This is a genomic window from Cuniculiplasma divulgatum (assembly GCF_900083515.1).
Taxonomy (GTDB): domain Archaea; phylum Thermoplasmatota; class Thermoplasmata; order Thermoplasmatales; family Thermoplasmataceae; genus Cuniculiplasma; species Cuniculiplasma divulgatum.
Map to the genome: position 1 here is coordinate 1,390,952 of NZ_LT671858.1, position 20,899 is coordinate 1,411,850.

20 protein-coding genes and 1 tRNA gene are annotated in these 20,899 nt (G+C 37.7%); 13 read left to right on the forward strand and 8 right to left on the reverse strand.

From position 1 onward, the window contains the following. Positions 1-90: 90 nt before the first annotated feature. From CSP5_RS06780 to CSP5_RS06795, 4 genes are read left to right on the forward strand one after another with little or no spacing between them, the layout of a single operon-like run. Positions 91-1,716 (forward strand): type I restriction-modification system subunit M, encoded by a 1,626-nt coding sequence (locus CSP5_RS06780; RefSeq protein ID WP_241869802.1) that lies wholly within the window; start codon positions 91-93, stop codon positions 1,714-1,716. After that, positions 1,709-2,938, forward strand: coding sequence for a restriction endonuclease subunit S (locus CSP5_RS06785; RefSeq protein ID WP_148689969.1), 1,230 nt, complete (start codon positions 1,709-1,711; stop codon positions 2,936-2,938). Before CSP5_RS06780 ends, CSP5_RS06785 begins: the two co-directional genes overlap by 8 nt. Next, complete coding sequence (locus tag CSP5_RS06790; protein ID WP_148689970.1) at positions 2,935-5,919, forward strand: type I restriction endonuclease subunit R; 2,985 nt, start codon at positions 2,935-2,937, stop codon at positions 5,917-5,919. Before CSP5_RS06785 ends, CSP5_RS06790 begins: the two co-directional genes overlap by 4 nt. Continuing rightward, positions 5,909-6,346, forward strand: coding sequence for a Wss1p-related putative metallopeptidase (locus CSP5_RS06795; RefSeq protein WP_148689971.1), 438 nt, complete (start codon positions 5,909-5,911; stop codon positions 6,344-6,346). Before CSP5_RS06790 ends, CSP5_RS06795 begins: the two co-directional genes overlap by 11 nt. Before the next feature lie 265 nt (positions 6,347-6,611). Here the strand turns inward: CSP5_RS06795 and CSP5_RS06800 are convergent, their stop codons facing one another. The 3 genes from CSP5_RS06800 to CSP5_RS06810 all read right to left on the reverse strand — a co-directional run bounded on the left by CSP5_RS06800 (position 6,612) and on the right by CSP5_RS06810 (position 9,227). Further along, entirely contained in the window at positions 6,612-7,925 is a 1,314-nt protein-coding gene (locus tag CSP5_RS06800) for a site-specific integrase (protein ID WP_148689972.1), read from the reverse strand. A gap of 49 nt (positions 7,926-7,974) precedes the next feature. Next, positions 7,975-8,047 (reverse strand) — tRNA-Pro (locus CSP5_RS06805). 46 nt (positions 8,048-8,093) lie between these two features. Then, positions 8,094-9,227, reverse strand: a complete 1,134-nt coding sequence (locus tag CSP5_RS06810; RefSeq protein ID WP_148689973.1) for a hypothetical protein — start codon at positions 9,225-9,227, stop codon at positions 8,094-8,096. Positions 9,228-9,337: 110 nt separating this feature from the next. Here CSP5_RS06810 and CSP5_RS06815 point away from each other — a divergent pair, with 110 nt between their 5' ends. The 3 genes from CSP5_RS06815 (at position 9,338) to CSP5_RS06825 (ending at position 11,073) form a co-directional block, all read left to right on the forward strand. Then, a complete protein-coding gene (locus CSP5_RS06815; RefSeq protein ID WP_021788850.1) occupies positions 9,338-9,727 on the forward strand; it encodes a translation initiation factor IF-5A in 390 nt (129 codons plus the stop codon). Continuing rightward, positions 9,685-10,593 (forward strand): agmatinase, encoded by a 909-nt coding sequence (gene speB / locus CSP5_RS06820; RefSeq protein ID WP_148689974.1) that lies wholly within the window; start codon positions 9,685-9,687, stop codon positions 10,591-10,593. The genes CSP5_RS06815 and speB overlap by 43 nt, the downstream gene beginning before the upstream one ends. A 147-nt stretch (positions 10,594-10,740) precedes the next feature. Next, positions 10,741-11,073 (forward strand): hypothetical protein, encoded by a 333-nt coding sequence (locus CSP5_RS06825; protein ID WP_148689975.1) that lies wholly within the window; start codon positions 10,741-10,743, stop codon positions 11,071-11,073. 35 nt (positions 11,074-11,108) lie between these two features. Here CSP5_RS06825 and CSP5_RS10065 read toward each other — a convergent pair whose 3' ends face one another. Further along, positions 11,109-11,225, reverse strand: a complete 117-nt coding sequence (locus CSP5_RS10065) for a zinc-ribbon domain-containing protein (RefSeq protein WP_148689976.1) — start codon at positions 11,223-11,225, stop codon at positions 11,109-11,111. A gap of 77 nt (positions 11,226-11,302) precedes the next feature. After that, positions 11,303-11,833, reverse strand: a complete 531-nt coding sequence (locus CSP5_RS06835; protein ID WP_021788847.1) for a 50S ribosomal protein L16 — start codon at positions 11,831-11,833, stop codon at positions 11,303-11,305. Between the two features lie 140 nt (positions 11,834-11,973). Between CSP5_RS06835 and CSP5_RS06840 the strand changes: the two genes are divergently transcribed. After that, positions 11,974-13,095, forward strand: coding sequence for an MFS transporter (locus CSP5_RS06840; RefSeq protein ID WP_148689977.1), 1,122 nt, complete (start codon positions 11,974-11,976; stop codon positions 13,093-13,095). On the opposite strand, the gene CSP5_RS06845 is transcribed toward CSP5_RS06840, so the two are convergent. Both CSP5_RS06845 and CSP5_RS06850 read right to left on the reverse strand, forming a co-directional pair. Beyond that, entirely contained in the window at positions 13,057-14,178 is a 1,122-nt protein-coding gene (locus CSP5_RS06845) for a transposase (RefSeq protein WP_148689978.1), read from the reverse strand. The two genes, CSP5_RS06840 and CSP5_RS06845, sit on opposite strands and share 39 nt — an antisense overlap. Before the next feature lie 66 nt (positions 14,179-14,244). Next, positions 14,245-14,958 (reverse strand): alanyl-tRNA editing protein, encoded by a 714-nt coding sequence (locus CSP5_RS06850; protein WP_172399433.1) that lies wholly within the window; start codon positions 14,956-14,958, stop codon positions 14,245-14,247. 115 nt (positions 14,959-15,073) lie between these two features. Here CSP5_RS06850 and CSP5_RS06855 point away from each other — a divergent pair, with 115 nt between their 5' ends. Together CSP5_RS06855 and CSP5_RS06860 are read left to right on the forward strand one after the other, a co-directional pair. After that, positions 15,074-16,354, forward strand: a complete 1,281-nt coding sequence (locus tag CSP5_RS06855) for a bifunctional folylpolyglutamate synthase/dihydrofolate synthase (protein WP_241869803.1) — start codon at positions 15,074-15,076, stop codon at positions 16,352-16,354. 85 nt (positions 16,355-16,439) lie between these two features. Beyond that, entirely contained in the window at positions 16,440-17,666 is a 1,227-nt protein-coding gene (locus CSP5_RS06860; RefSeq protein WP_241869804.1) for a Cdc6/Cdc18 family protein, read from the forward strand. A gap of 14 nt (positions 17,667-17,680) precedes the next feature. Here the strand turns inward: CSP5_RS06860 and CSP5_RS06865 are convergent, their stop codons facing one another. Then, positions 17,681-18,370 (reverse strand): metal-dependent hydrolase, encoded by a 690-nt coding sequence (locus tag CSP5_RS06865; protein WP_148689980.1) that lies wholly within the window; start codon positions 18,368-18,370, stop codon positions 17,681-17,683. Positions 18,371-18,449: 79 nt separating this feature from the next. On the opposite strand from CSP5_RS06865, the gene CSP5_RS06870 reads away from it, so the two are divergent. The 3 genes from CSP5_RS06870 (at position 18,450) to CSP5_RS06880 (ending at position 20,871) form a co-directional block, all read left to right on the forward strand. Beyond that, a complete protein-coding gene (locus tag CSP5_RS06870; RefSeq protein ID WP_148689981.1) occupies positions 18,450-19,058 on the forward strand; it encodes a LysE family translocator in 609 nt (202 codons plus the stop codon). A gap of 73 nt (positions 19,059-19,131) precedes the next feature. Next, on the forward strand, positions 19,132-20,142 hold the full coding sequence (gene pdxS, locus CSP5_RS06875; RefSeq protein WP_021788839.1) for a pyridoxal 5'-phosphate synthase lyase subunit PdxS: 1,011 nt from the start codon (positions 19,132-19,134) through the stop codon (positions 20,140-20,142). Between the two features lie 3 nt (positions 20,143-20,145). Further along, positions 20,146-20,871 carry a DUF92 domain-containing protein gene (locus tag CSP5_RS06880; protein ID WP_021788838.1) on the forward strand — a complete coding sequence of 242 codons (726 nt, stop codon included), beginning with the start codon at positions 20,146-20,148 and terminating at the stop codon, positions 20,869-20,871. Positions 20,872-20,899: the final 28 nt, after the last annotated feature.

Genomic DNA, 20,899 nt, shown 5'->3' on the forward strand with positions numbered 1-20,899 from the left:
TATTTGAATTATGCGTGATGGAAGATAAATTGGTTTAGATCACAATATAATTAACTTCATAGTAGTAACACCTTGCCATTTAGCTATAATTTGTCCACTGAAATTAACCACGTAATAATAAAATCAAGGATATTCATGTTCTATGGCGTAGAAACTTTTATATTTGCTCTTGCGCTGATACTTTTGAATTCTATGGCAGTTGATTGTTTTAGCAAAATTACAAAAAATGACCTGGTTAAACTGGTGGATAATGCTGCAGACCTGATACGGACATCTGTGGATTATAAATATATTCTTGTCCTTTTATTTATCAAAAGATTGAGCGACAGATGGAATGAAGAAATTGATGATGCTATCTCAGAAATTATGGAGGAAACAGGCATTGACGAATCAGAGGCTAGAAAACGTGCAGTCAGCAATGAATTCCATAGTTTTATGGTTCCTGAGAATGTTCTCTGGAACAATATAAGGAAAGATAGGGATAAACTCACAGAAAATATGTCAAGAGCCATAAATGAAATAGCAAAGCAAAACAAAGAGCTTGATGGAGTAGTAAACAGAATAGATTTCATAGATTTTACCAAGACCCGGGAAAACAGGCTCCTTCTTGAGCAACTATTTGCCTTATTCGATAAATACAACTTTTCAAATAAATGCATAGAGGGCGATGCAATGGGAGATGCCTATGAGCATATACTTATGAGATTCGCACCTGAAAAAGCTAAGGAAGGAGAGGTTTATACGCCCAGGGAAGTGGTAAGGCTTATGGTTGACATATTAGACCCACAACCAGGCATGAGCGTTTACGATCCAGCATGCGGATCAGGCGGAATGCTCATAGAGGCCTATGAACATGTTAAATCAAGAATGGGAGTGGATAAGGCAAATAGAGTAGGTCTTTATGGAGAGGAGAGAAGCCCAACCACATATGCTCTTGCTAAAATGAACACAATCCTTCACGATATATCAGAATCACACCTGGAAGTTGGAGACAGCCTCCTTTATCCTAAATTCAAGACAGCTTCCGGCTTGCGCCATTTCGATTTTGTTCTTGCGAATCCCCCATGGTCACAGAAAGGTTATGGCGAGGACACGTTGAAGCAGGCAGAATTCAAGGATAGATATGCCTATGGCTTCGTTCCACAGAGGTATGGAGACTGGGCATGGATTGAACACATGCTTTACACAGCAAAATCCAAAGTAGCAGTGATTATGGATCAGGGGGCACTCTTTAGAAGCAATTCAGAAAAAATTATCAGGCAAAAAATTGTTGATGAAAAACTTCTTGATTCGGTTATTCTTTTGCCTGAAAAGATTTTCTACAATACAGGTGCAGCAGGAGTTATACTTATTTTTAATAAGGAAAAGAAGGAAGAATACAAGGATAAGGTATTATTCATAGATGCATCTAAGGAATACGGGAAGCATCCAGATATGAGGAAATTGAATATTATTACCAATGATAATATTGACCACATAGTTTCAGCATACAGAAAATTCGAATCAATTGATGGATTTTCAAAAGTTGTCAGTGTAGACGAGATAAAAGCAAAGGATTATAATTTAAATGTCACCACTTTTGTGAGCCCTATTAGCAATGAGAGTTCAATAGACATAACAGGCACTATTGAGAAATTGGATGGTATTAATGCTGATTTAAGTGAAGTTGAGGAAAAGCTTAATGGTTATCTAAAGGAGCTGGGTTATATTGACTAAAGTAGGATATAAGATGACAGAGATTGGGGAGATACCTGAAGAGTGGGAAGCTAAACCGTTAAGCAAAGTAGCTACATATATTAATGGAATGGCTTTTAAACCCAGCGAATGGAGAAATAGCGGAATACCAATAGTTAGAATTGAAAATCTAAATAGCATTAATGCTTCGTTTAATTATTATCAGGGAAAATTTGATAGTAGATATCTTTTAGGCAACGGAGAAATTTTACTTTCATGGTCGGCCAGTCTTGGTGTTTATATCTGGAACCGCGGTAAAGCATTGCTTAATCAACATATATTCAAGGTAATACCAGTCGAAAATGTTTCTAAACAGTTTTTATTCTGGGTTTTACATAAAGCAGTGGAAAACCTTAGTCAAACCACCCATGGTTCTACCATGAAACATTTTAAAAAAGGACAATTAGAAAAAACATTAATCTGGTTACCGCCGCTTCCTGAGCAGCAAAAAATAGCAGAAATACTCGCCACAGCAGATGATGAAATCCAGAAAGTGGATGAACAGATAACTCTGACCGAACAGTTCAAGAAGGGTCTGATGCAGAGACTTCTTACCAGGGGTATTGGACATACAAGGTTCAAAACGACTGAGATTGGGGAGATACCTGAAGAGTGGGATGTCAAAAAAATAAGAGAACTTAGACAAAATATATATTATGGGATTACAGCTAAGGCAACTAAAGAAAATACAAATCTAAGAATGTTAAGAACAACAGACATTAAAAATTTTAAATTTGATTTAAATAATTTACCTTTTTGTCAAATAACAGAGAAAAGGTCAGATTTATCAAAATATTTTTTAAAAAGAAATGATATTATCATAGCAAGAGCCGGAACTGTTGGCGTATCTATTTTAGTTGAAGAAAACTTAAACAATGTTCTTTTCGGTTCCTATCTTATAAAAATAATATTTAAACAGGAAACAATAGACATGCCATTTATCCATTATTATTTTCAATCTCAATTATACTGGAACAATATATCCAATGCCCAGGGAAGTACAATAAAAAACATAAATCTTCCATTTCTCAATTCCCTTGAAATTCCGTTACCACCGATTCCAGAGCAGCAGAAAATAGCAGAAATACTCTCCACAGTAGATAACAAACTGGAACTGCTGGGAACCAAAAGAGACAAACTTAATGTTCTGAAAAAGGGCTTGATGAATGATCTCCTTACAGGTAAGGTCAGGGTGAAAGTATGAGTTTTGATGAAGCTTCAAGTGAAAGGTGGATTATAGAAAAACTCCAGGAATTGGGATGGACATATAGTACTGCTGAAGAATTAGAGGATATGGAAGATAATAAGTTCTTTCTCAGGGAAACACTCCTAAACAGCCTGAGGAGGATGAATCCAATACCCGATTCACTCATTTCAGATGCAGTTTCAAAGCTTGAAGAGCTTACACCATCTAAGGATGGAAATTCTAAATTCTTGAACTTCTTGAAGAATGGTATAAATGTTATTGACGAAAACCGGCAGATCCATACAGTTAAATTGCTTGACGGGTTAAATAAATATAATAACAGCTTTATTGTAACAAACCAGCTCAGCATACATGGCAAGTCAAATAAACGCCCTGATATTTTGCTGTTTGTTAATGGTATTCCTATTGTAATAATGGAAAACAAAAATCCATACAATGCAGGCAGCATAGACGAGGCATATAACCAGATAAAGGGATACGAAGAAAGTATTGATGGATTGTTCACATACCTGCAAATTGCTGTAATTAACAATGGCATAAAAGGGGAACTCTTCCCATTGTTCTTCAATGAAAAGGGCAAGGATACACGGGCAAAGTGGAAAGCATCATACCCGATGGAAAACCAACAGGGAAGTGAGTTTGAAATCCTGCTACAGGGAGTTTTTGATACAGATAACTTTGTAAAAATTCTGTTAAATTATACGCATATCAGAAAGAAAGCCGACAGAAATGAGAAGATCATAGCCAGATATATGCAGTTCAGGGCCACCGAGAAAATACTTAATAGAATTTATGGCAATATGGACAAAACTTTAAAGAACCCGGAGAAAACCGGTTTGATATGGCACTGGCAGGGTTCCGGCAAGACTCTTATAATGGCATATACAGCATACCAGTTAAGAAAATCCTTACCAGATGCAACTATACTCATAGTTGTGGACAGGAAAGACCTGGATAATCAGGCACTATCAAGCTTCTCGGATATACAGGGCCTGGAACTTACAAGGGACATTAAGAACACAACAGAGCTTGGAGACCTTATTGCCTACAACAATGGCAATGCCCAGCCTGGAATATTCATTGTAACCATTCAGAAATTCAGCCCTGAAAATTTCAGATCTATCGTTAAGAACTCTACTCTGAATAACAATGTGATATGCCTGGTTGATGAGAGCCACAGGACACAGTACGGATTAATGGCAGGAACTTTTAGAAATGCGTTTCCCGATGCATTTGTATTCGGATTCACTGGAACTCCGATAAGGAAGAAATCTGGCGGAAATGTAAGAAACACCTTTGAGGAATTCTGCCCTCCCGGCGAGATTTACCTTGACAGGTATACAATGAAGGATGCCCAGGATGATGGTTTCACTGTTCCAATTGCCTATGAATACAATGCAGCTATTCCAGCGGTTAAAGATCGCATAATTAATGAAGCACTTGAACATGATGAGGAAACGGAAGGCCTTACAGAATCCGAAAAGGATCTTCTGAACAGAAAGATAAAGGTTATCAAGGAATTATATAAAACAGATGCCAATGTTGATACAATAGCAAGGGATGTTGCAAACCATTTTAAAAATGAAGTGGAAAACACTAATTCCGGATTGAAAGCCATGCTTGTTGCCGTGGACAGGGAAGCATGTGTAATGTACAAGAGAAAGCTGGATAAATTGCTTGCACCGGAAACATCAGAGATTGTAATGACATTTGGACATAATGAATCATCCAGTCTAATAAGCGAATACAGGGATGAACTCCAGAAGAGAACAGGCAAGGATGCCAAGCAGGCATGCAAAGAATTCACTGAAAATTATAATACCTCTGAAAATCCGAAAATACTCATAGTTACCGATATGCTGCTTACCGGTTTTGACTCACCGAAGCTGTGGGTTATGTACCTTGCCAAACCACTCTTTGAAGAACGCCTTCTCCAGGCAATAGGGCGTACTGACAGGCCATTTAGGGATAAGGATTATGGCTATATTATTGATTACGTGTACCTCCTGGGGACACTGAACAAAACACTGAAGAAATATGAAGGAGGATCATCGAAGCCAGGTATCGGGGGCATAGTCATATCAAGGGAGGAAATTGAAAAGAATTTTGTTGAATTGCTGGATCAAACCTATGCCATATTCGTAGATTACGATTTCTCTGACAATAGCCACGACAACCTTAACAAACTGATAAAGATTCTTTCAGATCCGGAAATATCGGATAGATTTGAGAAGAATTTTAGAAAATTAACGGCAATGCTTAACCTACCCAGGGCAAAGACATACCTCATATCACATATGGATAAATACAGGCAACTTGCAAGGGCATATGGCATATATGTCAATAACCTGAAGCTTGGTACAGTTGATGGTGAAAAGGTGCAGGAGGCATATGAAAGGGTAAAGAAGATAATCAGCGAGAACTTCTTCCTGGATGTGGAAAACCGTGGCAATTTTACCATAGACAGGGATTACCTTAACAGGCTTGGAAAAACAAGGGATTATGGTTCTGCATTGAGGGCATTGAATACCTGGCACACGGAACTCTCTAATAGAAAATACGGGTATCCCGGCCTTCTGGAGAGGATAGTAAACGCATACCAGAAACTTCTAAATGCTAAAGCAGTGAATGATGAAATACTTCAACAGATAAAATCAATCAAGGACACAATGGATTCAATTAAAGAATCAGAATCAACTGAAGGTGAAACAAAAGCCGCCTTCAGGGAAGCAATAAAAAATTCTATAGGCGATGTTAATGATGATCTATTCAATGCATTCTGTGAGGATCTGGCTGTCCGGCCAGGAATAAAAGCACTTCTGAAAGGGGAAAAAATTGTGCGGAAAATCGATAGGACGAAGATCAAAAGATCAATAAGATATGCGTACATAAAAGTTTTCGGTACCGGTGATTTCGAAAAAGAGGATACATCTATAGACATTATATATAAAAACCTGGGTGAAACATTTGAATTCTGAAGTAATTATAATGGGCAAAAAACTTACGGTCATACAAAACGAAAGGAAAAGGCCTAAACAATCAGAAAACATACTTTACATTCCCGTTTCCTTTGATGAACATGCACTCAGGGTATATCTGAGAATGAGGTTGAGACGCATCATAAAGTCAGAATTTTCGAAACTATCCAGTAGCGGCAAATTCTACCTTGTTGGTGAAATAGATTTTGAGCTTGTTAAGAATTTTCGGGATAAATCCATAATATCAATGCTAAAAGGTTCTACTATTCTGGTTAGGGAAGATACCATTAAATTATCAAGGGTTGATATAAGGGAAATTCTGGTCCATGAACTTGCCCATATATTTTCCAGCCACCACGATGAGAAATTTTTGATGGCTATGCGCTATATAGGTGGTAAGCAGAGAAGATTGCCAATTCAGCTTTAATCCTTTGAAACATTAATATAACCTCACAATTTACGATCTCATAGCAGAAAGCACACAGTCTTTATCCGTGAGAGTGTGTGAGATAAATAGTGAAACACCCATAGAAACCCATTTACCTGAAAAGGAACTTGTTATGAAAAGTAGTGTGATAGTCATACGTATTTATGTCAAAAACATAGCATGAAAATAGAGCAAACAAAGGCAAAAACATAGATGAATGGGATAAGTGGTATAAATTCTACCCTTAGGATGGTTTTTCGTGTCATTATAATTGTGAGGGGAGCTTTACTATAGCCTTGCTTCCTGGAAAGTCCCTCACGTATTCCCATCCCCGTTCAATGTATGTTTCCACGTCCTTGAAGGGTATCACTTTTTGTGAATTGCCGTTGTTCAGGATGTCTGCCTTCTTGGTTTTGAATATTTCCCCAAGCCTTTTCTGATATTCGGCAGAGTCAAGATTCCGCAGCTCCTCTTTCTGGTCTTCATCCAGAGTAATGCCTAATGCACCGCTAAGCGTATCTATTGCAGCATCCCTTAGTATTTTCTGATAGTCTTCTTCTTTTATGCCCTTCTCCTCGGTCTCAAAGAACTTGGAGCACTTCAGGTATGCGGATCTCATTTCTTCAATCATATCCGGCGGAAGCCTCTTATTGGTAGAATAACGGGCCTCAATATCACCGGTATGACCCATTAGAAACATTCTCCATGGATGGGAAATAATTCCCTTATTTTCAGCATTATCGAGAGCGGTGGCAAAATAAGCCCTCAAAACGTAAGGTCTCCACGAAAAACCGGATTCAGTGATAGCTTTTCTGATATCCCTTGTTGCGAGTAGCGTTCTTATGTATTCATGGCTAATACGTCCCTGTGAGTCTAATTTGAATAGAGGAGTGTCTGCTTTCAGGTCATCTCCTTCCCTTATCCTTACTTCAAGGTATTCTTTCAGGTATTTCGTTCCTTCTTCCCCCAGAAATGAAAAATAGGTATGCCTTGCTTTGCTCAGTGTGTACCTCACATTAACCATAGTGGGGATTTTTTCAAATTCCACTTTACCATTTTCTATCTTCATTTCCGGAAAGTCTGATAGTTTCAAACCATCTTTGCCTTCTGCATTTCCAAGGGTTTCGGGCCTCAAACCACTGAATGCTAACAATGAAATTGCCACTTTTGCCCTTCCTGAACCTTTCCTCAGCATTCTTGCAAGTTCGGACTTTTCCGGTATCCTCTCCCCTTCCACTCTCGGAGATCTGTTCTCATAGGCAATGTTGACATTAAGCTTGAAGTCCAGTCCATTGAATCCTAACCAAGAACGTAAAACCTTTTTGTATCGGGAAATATATGAACCTGCCTTTCCTTCACTTTCCATTTTCCTGACAAAATCCATAAAGTCATTTCTTAATTTTCCGGACTTCGCATCCTGAATAATAGTATCTGGAGTAGCCCCTGTAAGCTCACAATAATAGCCAAGCCCTCTGAGGTAAACAGTTGCCGTAAGATATGATTTAGCATTGAGGTTCCCAAACCACCGGCTTATTTCCTCATTCTCTAACAAATGCTTGTATTTCGCTACGAAAGTCATAAACGAATATACACTAGAAATATATAAGGTATTCGATTATGAACATCTATGGGTCTGCCCGGATTTGAACCGGGGTTTCCAACTCCCGAAGCTGGAAGGATACCAGGCTACCCCACAAACCCTTCGTAATTTTTCATATATTTCAATGTTCTATTTAATTTGATCTTATTATGTAACGGGAACACCTTGCGCTGCCCCTTTAATTATTCTTTTGTTGCTAACTTGAAAATCTATTTCAATTAATAGTACAAGTACCAATAGTAAAGGCAGACCTGTGTTTGGATCTGTGGCAGGGAGTATGTATATACCCATATCCTGAAATAAGAGCCATGTAAGTCCTACAAAAACAGTTACGAGTATCAGTCCAGTTCTAATATGTAACAAAATGAATAGACCTGAAGCAATCATAAGGAGAAACATGAATATGTTGAGGTAGTTTTCCCTGAATAGCAGATATACATAAGTGTGATTCAATATGGCATAAACAATGGGGTTTTCGCCCTGCTGATTAATGTTCATGTAGATATCGTATGCAAGCTGACCCTTAGTCCAGAATGTGTTACCAGGGATTAGCTGCAGTATTCCTCCTATAAGAAAGATTGCTGATACTGTATATATAAAATATTTTTGAAGATTCTTAATGTTGCCAAGTTTAGGTAATATATATGGTACTGCTAGAATGATATAAATGAGAGCTGATCCAGGAAAACCTGTTAAAAGAGATACTCCACTTTCAGGTATTCCCCCAAGACCCTCACCAAATATCCAAATAACTAAGGCCCAAATGATTGAAATGAAACTGATATATTTCAGTGCTTTGGTACTCCTATTCAATAAATAAGCTACTCCAATAAATATCTGTAAGGATCCACTCAAAGCATCAAACTGAAATGGATGAAGTAGCCAGATGTTATACCCTATCATCAGGAATTTTTCAACCCCTACGTTGTTGATTGCCTGAATTGATGGCTCTATAACCACCGAAAGGAAACCGTATGGCATCTCTGGTTGAAACTGAAGAATGCCATCAACTATCCACAGGATTCCCAGAACCAGTCTGATTGTGTTTGGAATTTTGCTTCTTTCCTCTTTTCTGAACATTATGGTTATTATTATTGCAGCTAAAATTCCTAGTGTAGAATAAATCAATGAATATATGTAGAATTTACTTATTTCATTTTCTGGAATGTAATAAAATCTAAGATCGAAAAAGAAGATTGTAACAACTGGTATTATGAAAGCGAGAAAAAGGAATAACACCAATAGTCCGTTTATACTTTTACCGAACTTACTCCCATTCATGTTTCCTAATAGAACACGTATTTATTATATAGTTACATTATATATCAGGTTGAGACCATATTGAATAATGAGCAATAATGATCTAATGTTGAATTAAAGGATGTGATTTAATGGGATGGCAGGAAGCAGAAGTAAGAGAGTTGAAAGTAGGTAGGTACATGATGGTTGATGAAACCCCATGTAAAATAATGGAAATTAATCTTTCAAAACCGGGAAAACATGGAGAAGCAAAGGCAAGAATAGTTGCCATTGGAATATTTGATAACCAGAAAAAAAGCGTTGTCTTTCCAGTGAAGCACAAGGTAAAGGTACCAATCATTGAAAAGAAGAACGCACAGGTTTTAAGTGTGGCAAATAATGAGGCCCAGCTAATGGATAGTGAAACATACGAAACGTTTGTTCTTCCACTGGAACCGGATCAGATTGATAAAGTGAAGCCTGGAACTGAGGTATCATATTGGGAAGCAATGGGAACCAGAAGGATCATGCTGCAGAACTAAGGGCGCTGGCATCACTTAAAAGAATTGCTGATGCTACATTTGACTATGAAGATGCCCACTATGTAATTTTTGGTGTTCCCTTCGATTATACCTCATCTTTCAGGAGGGGTTCGTCAAGGGGACCCACTGAAGTTAGAAGGGCTTATGATAACCTTGAGTCCTTTGACGTTAATTATGAGGTAGATTTTTCTGAACTCCCCATCTGTGATATAGGTGATATTCAGGTTAACGAAGATGCATCAGAAACTGTTGATCTTGTGGAAGAGGTAACTTCAATAATAACAAAAGACGGAAAGATTCCTGTTATGATAGGAGGCGAGCATTCCATCACTGGAGGATCTATAAGAAATTTCAAAGATGCGAGCATGGTAATAATTGATGCCCATTCAGACTTCAGGGATTCTTATATGGGAAATAAACACAATCATGCCTGTGTTACACATAGAGCGCTGGATGTTCTTGGAGAGGGCAGAATATTTTCTTTTGGAACAAGATCTACCTCAAGGGAAGAATTTGAGGACCCAGATTATCATAAAGTTAGATTCGTATCAGCAGACGAGATTAGAAAGGAAGGAATTGATAGATCTCTTTCAAAAATTGAGGGGAAACTCAGGGATCAAGTCTACTTTTCAATTGACATGGACGGAATCGATCCGTCCTTTGCACCAGGTGTGGGAACTCCAGAACCCTTTGGCTTAAATGATGTTGACGTAAGATATCTAATAAGAAAACTTGCCAGAAAAATATACGGATTCGATGTTCTTGAATTTACACCTGATTTTGATAATGGAAATACATCAATGCTGGCAGCCAAATTAATTCAAGATTTTATAGGAAGTAGAGAGACAAAGAAACAGTTCTTTTAGAAATTTCCAAACTTATAATTTATAAGAATTTAGGATGCTAAAGAAAAGTGGTTATAAAATTTATTTTAAGAGCATTATAGTGGATTTAGATTTTGCCTCTGGAAATATTTTTTCACGTGGGGTCTGGTGAAATAATACAGGAAAATAATGCCCATAATTGTTCCAATTGGAATAGCTATTAGCATTAGGACAGAAAAGATCATTATGAGAATTCTTGCCCATTCCTTTCCAGAAAACAATGAAATTGATGCAATTAGGAAAAGTACACCAACTATTATTATAAGCACTCCAATAATAGGAAAACCAACAGTAAATATTGATCCTATTAAAAGTTCAGGTAAGGAACCCAGTATACCAAGAATTGCAAGAATGGTTATTCCTGTTGGTCTGTTATCAATCATTGGTGTTGAGGAGAATTTGGAACTTCCGCAATTTGAGCAGACTGTGCTAGAAAACGTGTTTGCGGTTCCACAGTTCTGACAATATTTTATTTTTTCATTGAAAGAACTACCAGTTTACTGATTCAGGTCTACACCAGACGATGATGGAGCAGCATCAAATTGATATCCACATTGTGTACAGATCTTCGCATTATCATCCATTACTGAACTGCAGTTAGGGCATACTTTCATGAAAGTCACATACAGACTGAATTAATAAAACTTTTCTTTCTGGAATATATAATTCTGTATATTTGGAATTTAGAAAATTAAATACCGATTTTTCCTGCTATATCCTTTCCCTTGGTTATTTCTATCCTACATGGGGTTGGAAGTTTTATTGATGCCTTGTGAAGAGCTTCCTTCATCTGTTTTGCACCCTCTGGAGTTACCCTTGCAACCATTATTATATCATTTGCATGAACTCTCGCAGCAGTACCAACAGGCTTTCCAAAAGCATTCCTCATTCCACTTGAAATCCTATCAGCTCCAGCTCCAGTAGCCATTTTATGCTCTCTTATAACGTGATGAGGATACGGCCTGATCTGGAAGAAATAGTTATCCAGTCCCAGAGACTCACTAACTTTTCTGTTTATTGATATTCTGGCTGCTTCAAGAGCGCTGTGCCTTATCTGGCAGCTCTCCTCTGCTATCATTCTAAATTCGATTGGGAAATCCCTTTTTTGATTCCCATGAGTGAATGTTGTTATTTTTGGGTAAGGTACTCCTCCCATAAAGTCTCTTCTTGTATAGGCAGGACCTGATATTTTTGTATACATTCTTGCTGGCTTTGTTACCATTATAATCAATCTGTAAATACTAAGATGTATAAAAATTGATTGAATCCTTCTCTGTTTTTTCATTGCGAACAGTATTGTAAGGTGTGACTTTTACGATTTTCTGGAAAATGGCTATTAATTAATAAGATATTCCGGAATGAATGCACCGTACCTCTTTCAACATAGAAACACCATATATATTTTCTATTTCAACAATACTTTTCTCTATGGCGTGGTTCTGGTTGAGTTTTACTTTTCCTTTGAGATTGGTATCCCTGCATTATAATTATTTTCAAATAGGGGCAATTGGGACTTCCTCATCACTTCCCTTCATTTTAATTTCATATCTTTACAGAAAATCCAGGAGGAGACATCTTAACCTGGCCCTTAAGATACCCTATGTTGTTATTATAGTGGCTTCCATTATGTTATTAACACATGTAAATTCTACATACTCATATATTCTTATAATTATATTTACTGGATTCTTTCAAAGCATGTGGTGGATTTCTGCAGAAATAGAAACAGGTTTGCTGGACCGGGACGGGATGGCTGAGAGATATTCGGCCGCATGGTCTATTCCAACAGGTGTATTTCCCCTTTTCTCTGGAATTATGCTGCAGTATATCGGTTATTATTCAGTGTATCTACTTGTTCTAGCTGTATCTATTACAGGTCTTATTTTACAGCCAACTGACAGAAAGGAACGAATAAAGCGTAAAGTAAAAATGAAACTCAATTACAGGATGGTTCTTCCTATGTCCTTTTCAGGGATAGGGATGGGTTTTGTAACATTTGTTATTGTACCAATAATAAGAACCGGAAACTATTCCTATTTACTGATAGGTATACTTCTGACAATATACTGGGTGATGTTTGCAGTTGGGTCTATTGTCGCAAACTTTTCCAGTGTTTCAAAGCAGAGAAATTTTACCATAATTTCTAGCCTACTTTCGGCTTTCCCCTTAATTTTAATATTTGGGTTCACCGTTCCATTGCTAATTGCTGCCCTGGCAGTCTCAGGATTCGGAAGCAGCGTGGGTTTCTCAAAAATACTCAGTTATATAAACAAAACAGAAAGCCCGAGAAATGGGGTTTTCTATTATGAAAGTTTCTTTTCCTTTGGTTTTATTACAGGAACATTTCTTGGTGGATTTCTTGCCTATTTTGCCAGCTTAAAAGTATCCCTCATTGTGTTCATTCCTGCAATAGTATTTGCTATTCTGATGGTTATAACCCATGATTCAGATCCTGTAATTCCTGTTTCTTCCAACCTTGAATGACTGGAATTCAGTTTCTTTTCCTGTCCATATGCTCTTGCATTTCTTACATTCCAGATCTCCAGTATCTTTGATATAGAATTCTACTGAATCGCAGTGTGGACAAACACCTCTAATGAAAAGCTTATCCTTCAGTTCTCTTGAATCCGTGAGTCTGTTTCTTGCATCATTTGACCCATGCTGAGATGGAGATTGGAAACCGGATCTTGCGTCTTTGCCGGTCTCACCAGTGCTATCCATTCTGTCGGATCTTGTTGAAGAAGGTGCTTTAGAGTTGAAGAAGAGACTGGATATGAATCCAAGAAATGCGAATACAAGTATTAAGACTGGATAAATTATACCGGTTACAGGTTTTACAACGAGTTCAATGGCATTTGAACCAAAAGTCAGAGTCAATAGCGTGAATGTAATTATAAGACCATATCTTTTGACGAATATGAAAAGTATCACGAATATTAAAAAGAAAAAGATGATGTCATAACCTGTAAACCCATAGAAAATATAAAAGAACACAGAAGAAAGTGCTGCTGGTATAAGAGTGTAAAAATAATTATAAACATTTTTTTCTATGCTTCCAGATAAGAGTGCCGTGGCGACTGGTTTATCTGTATCCTTATGGATCAGAGGTATCATTATTATGGATAGAACACCTATTACCAAAGAAAACATTATTACAGTTTGTTCATAATATGCCGCAAGACCAAAAATTCCAATTAATTTGTCCAGACCCGGCACTGATGGTGTCACTGATGAAAGAAGTGAAAGTAATAGGAAGAGAAAAAGAAATCCCTGGGCAATGGGTACCTTTGAAAAATTTCCAACCTTTGATGGCTCTGGATCACTCTTTTTCAGGAAATAAACAGTGCTAAAAACAGCAATTACCATAAAAAATACCGTGCTTATCAGGAAGGTTACTCTTGCGTTATAGATAAGGAAGAAAAGTGAGTTGACCGCATAGGATGAAAAATGAGGTTCCCTCTTAATAATATAATCAATGTAAATATAGAAAGTTGTAAGAATTGTTAAAAAGGCAATTAGGGAAGCCAGAAGAATTTCAGTAATATTTATTTCCTTCTTGATTTCCATTTTCAAGAATTACGCTTTTGATAATAAATATATCCGCAGAAGATATACAAAAACTAATGGAAGATACTATTGTAGGGACAGATTAACTCTCGTTCCTACTTTTCCCTTTATCAGATTTGTTTTGAGTTTAATTTGCCCCACTTCACTGGAATTTTTAACCAGTGTTCCCATTTCCATCTGATCTGGTAGCCCCATTATTTTAACTACCCTTACTTCTGGTATATCTGGAACCTTTCCCTTAATTGAAGCCATAAGAGTTTCATTTTTCATGAACTCTTCCTTTGATATGGTACTATAGGTTGGTTCAATCCCGCTTTTTAAAATCTCATTTGTCTCTGTTTCAAGCTCCTTTACAATTTCCTCGGAAATCTCTGGAATCTCCAGATCTATCCATGCCCAATCCTCATAGGTTTGATTTAACCTGTGTGGTGCAGAGTATTTTTTGTAAGCAAGTCCAGCAAGAACCCTCAGAGCGGTTCGAAATTTCATGTGATTATATCTTATTGGCCAGTCTACAATCTGCTTGATCGTTTTGCCTTTGCTGTCGCTGGGGTATGTGTCATGTGAAATAAGATGTACTCCATCTCCATCGTCCCATACATCTATAATTTCAAATTCCTTTCCGTCAATAACTATCTTTCCCTTGTCATTTGGCTGTCCATATGAGGTTGGGAATAGTATGCTATCATCAACAATTATATCAGTGAATTCGTTGAACACAACCTTTCCCTCACCCTCAACTCTGTATGCATCATCAAGATATCTGTGTACAGTTGGCATGTTAATGGAGATTGCATATTGCATATATTCTTTCTCATTGTAAGAGTACCTTTTTCACAACAATAGGACTTAAATTATTGCAATCAATATATATGTGATAAGTCTTACCAATCGCTTGAGAGACGAAAATCTTCAATTTATATACAGATTGAAAAGGGAAGGTATAAAGTATGACCTTTCTACCATGAGAGAGTTTGATTTACATTTTGGAAGTCCACACAAAGAGTTCAAAAGTGTTCATATTACGGGTTCCAATGGAAAAGGTTCAGTTTCAAATATGATATTCAATGTTCTTAGACTGAAGGGGAAAACTGGACTTTACACTTCTCCTCACCTTGTTGATTTTAACGAAAGAATATTTCTGCAGGACAGAAGAATAAGTGATGAAGAGATAGAACATTACATTGATCTTTACAGGGATTATATAAATAATGGACGTATCAATAAGAGGAACCCAACATTTTTCGAGGTGACTACTGAAATGGCCTTTCAGTTTTATAGGGATCAGAAGGCAGAGTATGCGTCTATAGAGGTTGGCCTTGGAGGTAGACTTGATGCTACCAATATCTTAACCCCGATTGTTTCCGTGATAACAAGGATCAGTTACGAGCATACTGACAGACTTGGAACAACTCTGGAAGAGATTGCTAGAGAAAAGGGTGGAATTATAAAACAGGGGATTCCTGTAGTTACTGGAGAGGATAAACCTGAGCCACTGAAGGCAATTAAAAGGATAGCAGAGCTCAGGAGTAGTATATATTTGAATAGTTATGAGTATACTAAAGTTTCCGGTATCAAGGTAAATGATACAGGATCGAGAATATGGATCACAACACCCACCGAAGAATATAAAATAGACCTGAAGCTTATAGGCAACTTCCAGGTAGACAATGCAAGGACCACTATCACAGCGCTGGAGAGTATTGATGAAAACATAAGCAGGAAAGAAGTCGAAAAGGGACTCTCAAATGCCAGATGGCCTGGTAGAATGGACGTGGTTAGAACTAATCCTCTGGTAATTCTTGATTCAAGCCACAATCCATCCGCGGCCCAGACACTGTCCAGATCAATTAGAGAGATATACCAAAAAAAGCCACTGCTTGTTGTTGGAATGCTATCTGATAAGGATCACTTTTCTTACCTTCATAATATTTCTACTTGCGCAGATGATATTATCCTTACAACGCCCGAAGAACCTGAACGGAAGGTGGACCCTGAAATATTGAAGCCAATGGCAGAAAAAACCTTCAGAAATGTTATGGTTATTCCAGACCCCATCGAAGCCTACAAAGAGGCCATAAAAGAGTCTGATTTTGTGGTTGTAACTGGATCTATGTATCTTGTAGGCGCAATTAGCAGGTATCTTGGCGAGGACATGTCACCTTTCCGCAAATGAATCAGCATGTGATCACATATGTTACCAGTTTCGTATTAAAAATGCTTTTATGGTAGTCTCAATTATGAGGAGTTACGGTGTATTGATGAATCCATTTGATAAATATGAAACTCAAAATATCGCCCTGAAGGGCGATTTATCCATACTTTCTGTCATTCATCAACCTGAGGAGTTTCCACATCGGGAACCCCAGATCAATACAATGGTAGCCTCTCTCAGTGGTCTGATCAGGGGCTTTTCTGCTAATAATTTACTGATTTATGGAAAAACGGGAACCGGAAAAACATCCGTTACGAAGTATGTTACTGAAATGCTGGAAGAGAAGGTGGGTGATAAAGTGATAACATGTTATGTGAACTGCCAGACCTATGATTCTCCATATTCCATACTGGTTAACCTTTCAAAATGTATTCCTGGGGATTCGAATATTCCACCTTCCGGATGGACTCTCGATAGAATATATGATGAACTCGTAGTCAAAATTAAGGGAAGCGAAAAGATTCTTATTCTTATTCTGGATGAAATAGACAAGCTGGTTGAAAAGAATGGTGGTGACTCCCTTTATGTTATCCTCAAGCTAATGGGTGAAGATACTGGTGCTGGTGGAACTATTATAGGCATCACCAATGACTCCTCCTTTTATGAAAGACTTGACCCAAGGGTGAAAAGCAGAATGAGCAGAGAATCTGTAATGTTTTCACCGTATAATGCAGAGGAACTGAAAGATATTCTTTATCCAAGAGTTACAAAAGTCCTGAATCCCGAAAGCTATGATGAGGCTGCAATTTCACTTTGCGCTGCCATTGGTGCAAGAGAACATGGGGATGCGAGGAAAGCCATAGACCTGATGAGAATTTCCATCGAGATGGCAATCAGGGAGAGCTCTGACAGGGTTAGTGTTAGCCACGTTTATAAGGCGAGGGATACGCTGGAGATTGATGTAATTAGAGAAACAGTTAAAACACAGCCAACGCATTCAAAGATAGTTTTACTTTCAGTTATTCTGTCAGGGGAAAGGCACCCTAATTCAGCAACAACTGGGGAAGTGTCCAGTCTTTATGCAGATCTCTGCAGGGATATAGGTATTCAGCCACTAACCTCCAGAAGAGTCAGTGACTATATATCAGAACTGGAAGATTTTGGGATGATCAATACAACAGTAAAGAGCCTTGGCAGGTACGGAAGAACAAGATATATAAAAATTACTGGTAGGGAGAATGATATTAAGAGATTTATTCTAGAAGATACAGAGCTTGAGCCACTAAAAGATATTAAGGGAACCAGACAGTTCAGGCTTGACGAAAATATATAAAAAACCGGTTGGGTTCAGACCTCTATGGTCTGATCAATTGACATTATTCTTACCTTGCTTGTTGAATTACGTTCAACTTCTTTCCTGAATTCATCTGGGTTCTGTTCTATGGCTGGAAATGTACTGTAATGCATTGGAATTGCTATCTGTGGCTTGATCATTTCAACTGCTTTCGCAGCTTCTTTAGGTGCCATTGTATAATGCCCACCTATGGGTAACATTGCAATTTCTGGATGGTACATCTTTCCTATTAATTCCATATCCATAAAAACCCCAGTATCTCCAGCATGATAAAGTGTTCTACCTTCCATTTCTATAATCATTCCACCTGGATTTCCTGCATACTTTCCGTCATATGAGGATGAATGATATGCCGGCACTGCAGTAATTTTAACCCCATCTACTGTTACAGAGCCACTGTAATTTATGTCATGGACTTCCAGAGATTCTTCTTTTTCCTTCAATAGCCAGGCTAATTCAACCATTGTAACTACAGGTGCACTGTTCTTTTTTGCTATGAAGAGAGCATCTCCAACATGGTCCCCATGCCCATGGGTTACAATTACTATATCTGCTTTTACATCCTCCTTCTTCCTTGTAGCCTTTGGATTTCCCTCTAGAAATGGATCAATAATTATTTTTTTTGATCCTTCTATCTCAAAACAGGCATGACTATTCCATCTTATTTTCAGTTTTTCAGTCATGGTTGTAAATATCATATTTTCTTAAAAGCTTTCACTCTTACTGTTACGTTTTTAATATAGTCTATAATAACTATGGCATTTGATTACTATTTATACCATTTTGATAGGTCTTACACTGGGAGTTTCAATGGCTGCTCCTCCTGGCCCCGTTATGACCGTAATAATGAAAAAATCCCTTAGTAGCATAAAGTCAGGCTTTCTGGTCGGGATGGGTGCCATGACGGCAGATTTAATCCTCCTCTTCCTAGTTTTATTATTGAAAAATTATGTTGATCTAACAGCGTACGAACCAATAATTTTTATTTTAGGAGGATTGTACTTTGTATATCTTGCACTTAAAATTCTCAATGAGGTAATAAACACCAATCGCATGAAAGAGTCTGAGTCTAACACAGATTTCAGCTATTTTAAAGGATTATTCACAGGAATTCTAAACCCCATGCAAATAGGATGGTGGCTGACCGCTGGCCTGAGTATTATTGAAGCAGATGGTATTTCACCATTTTACTTCTTCTATCTTGGTATAATAGTTTATGTTTATCTTCTATGCTTTGTAATCTACAAAACCCATGCAAAATATCAGGAAAAAGTTAGTTTTGTTGTAAATATATTCAGTATATTTGTGTTGCTAGGATTCGGCTCGTATTTTATATTCTCTTTCCTTGTCATGGATGGGCTTCATTTCTAGGCTAGAATTTATTATCTCCACGGATATTTAGACAAACCTTTTATATATTTTTTAAATGGAGCTATGATAAAAGATGGCACTCAATATTCAAGACTTAAGGTTCGGTGAAGAACTCCTTAAAACCGGATTCGCAAAAATGACTAAGGGAGGAGTGATCATGGATGTTACTAACGCCGAACAGGCCAGAATTGCTGAAACTGCCGGAGCAGTTGCGGTTATGGCTCTGGAAAAAGTACCTGCTGATATAAGGGCAGAGGGTGGAGTAGCAAGGATGGCAGATCCAGCAAAGATAAGAGAAATAATTGATGCAGTTTCAATTCCAGTTATGGCAAAAGTAAGAATAGGGCATATAACAGAAGCACTGACCCTTGAAGCCCTTGGGGCAGATATGCTTGATGAAAGTGAAGTCTTAACTCCATCTGATCCATTCTTTCACCTGAATAAAAAGCAACTTAAGATCCCAACAGTCTGCGGTGCCAGAAACATTTCTGAGGCAATAAGGAGAATATTTGAAGGTGCGGCAATGGTGAGAACTAAAGGAGAAGCCGGTACAGGGAATGTAGTGGAAGCTGTAAGACATATTAGGATGGTAAATGAAGGGGTTTCTCTAATTAAGGGAATGAACAACAATGATATGATAAAGGTAGCTGAAACAGCTGCAGATAGCTACCTGAGATTGAGGAAAGATGTTATGCCAAACCTGTTCCTAAAAGAGACAAAGATTGATACAGAAGACATATTTTACGGTATGAGCATGAAACAAATTCAGGAAGAAATCCTTGGTGTTGTGAAAGATATCAAGAAGCTTGGTAGGTTACCTGTCGTAAATTTTGCAGCTGGAGGTGTTGCCACACCAGCGGATGGGGCACTTATGATGAAACTAGGGGTGGATGGAGTGTTTGTTGGTAGTGGTATATTCAAATCTCCTGATCCAATAAGAATGGCCAGGGCTATCGTTGAAGCGGTTGAGAACTATGATGATTACAGGATGATAAGTAATGTTTCAACTGGTTTATCCTCTATGGAAGGAAAAGACATAAATGATATTCCTAAGGAACAGAGGTTGGCTGAAAGGGGAATCTAGTTAATGCTAGAAGCCTTTAATTTTTACTATGTTCTAGAAGTATTAATCGTACTGGTTATTTTATTTTTTCTTTCACAGATTTTCAAACTATTTGATGTCAAAGGAGCCATAGGGGCAGTCATTATTGGAGCAATTGTTTCCTTTGCAGGAAACCTGAACTGGCTGATTCTATTAATCCTGTTTGCATTCTTTTCTCATTTGGCCACTAAATATAAATTTGAAGAAAAAATGAAGTTGAAACAGCAGGAGGGTACTCGCGGTGAGAGAAAAATTTCCAATGTTGCCTATGGAGGGGCAATCGGAGTGATGATTGCTCTCTCAAACCTCTTTATACCGTTTAATTTTCCATTTTTTATAATGTTTGCCGCAGCATTTGCTGCCATTACATCCGATACATTTGGATCAGAAATTGGGGTTCTTGATGATAGAACATATTTAATAACAACATTCAGGAGATGTGAGACTGGAATAAATGGTGGCATTTCTATTATAGGAACTTTTGCAGCCTTTCTGGGTTCATTTTTAATTGCCCTATCCTACGTAATTCTAACCCGAAGTCTGAACTGGGAGGAGCCATTTTTCCTTATACTTGTTGCAGGATTTCTTGGAAGCAATATAGATTCACTTCTGGGAGCAATATTTGAAAATAAAAATAAGATGTCCAAGGGTCAGGTTAATCTGGTAGCTTCCATAGTGGCTGTTCTCTTTGTAGTACCGTTTCTACTGTGAATTAATAGTAAAAAATTTGCTGATTTCT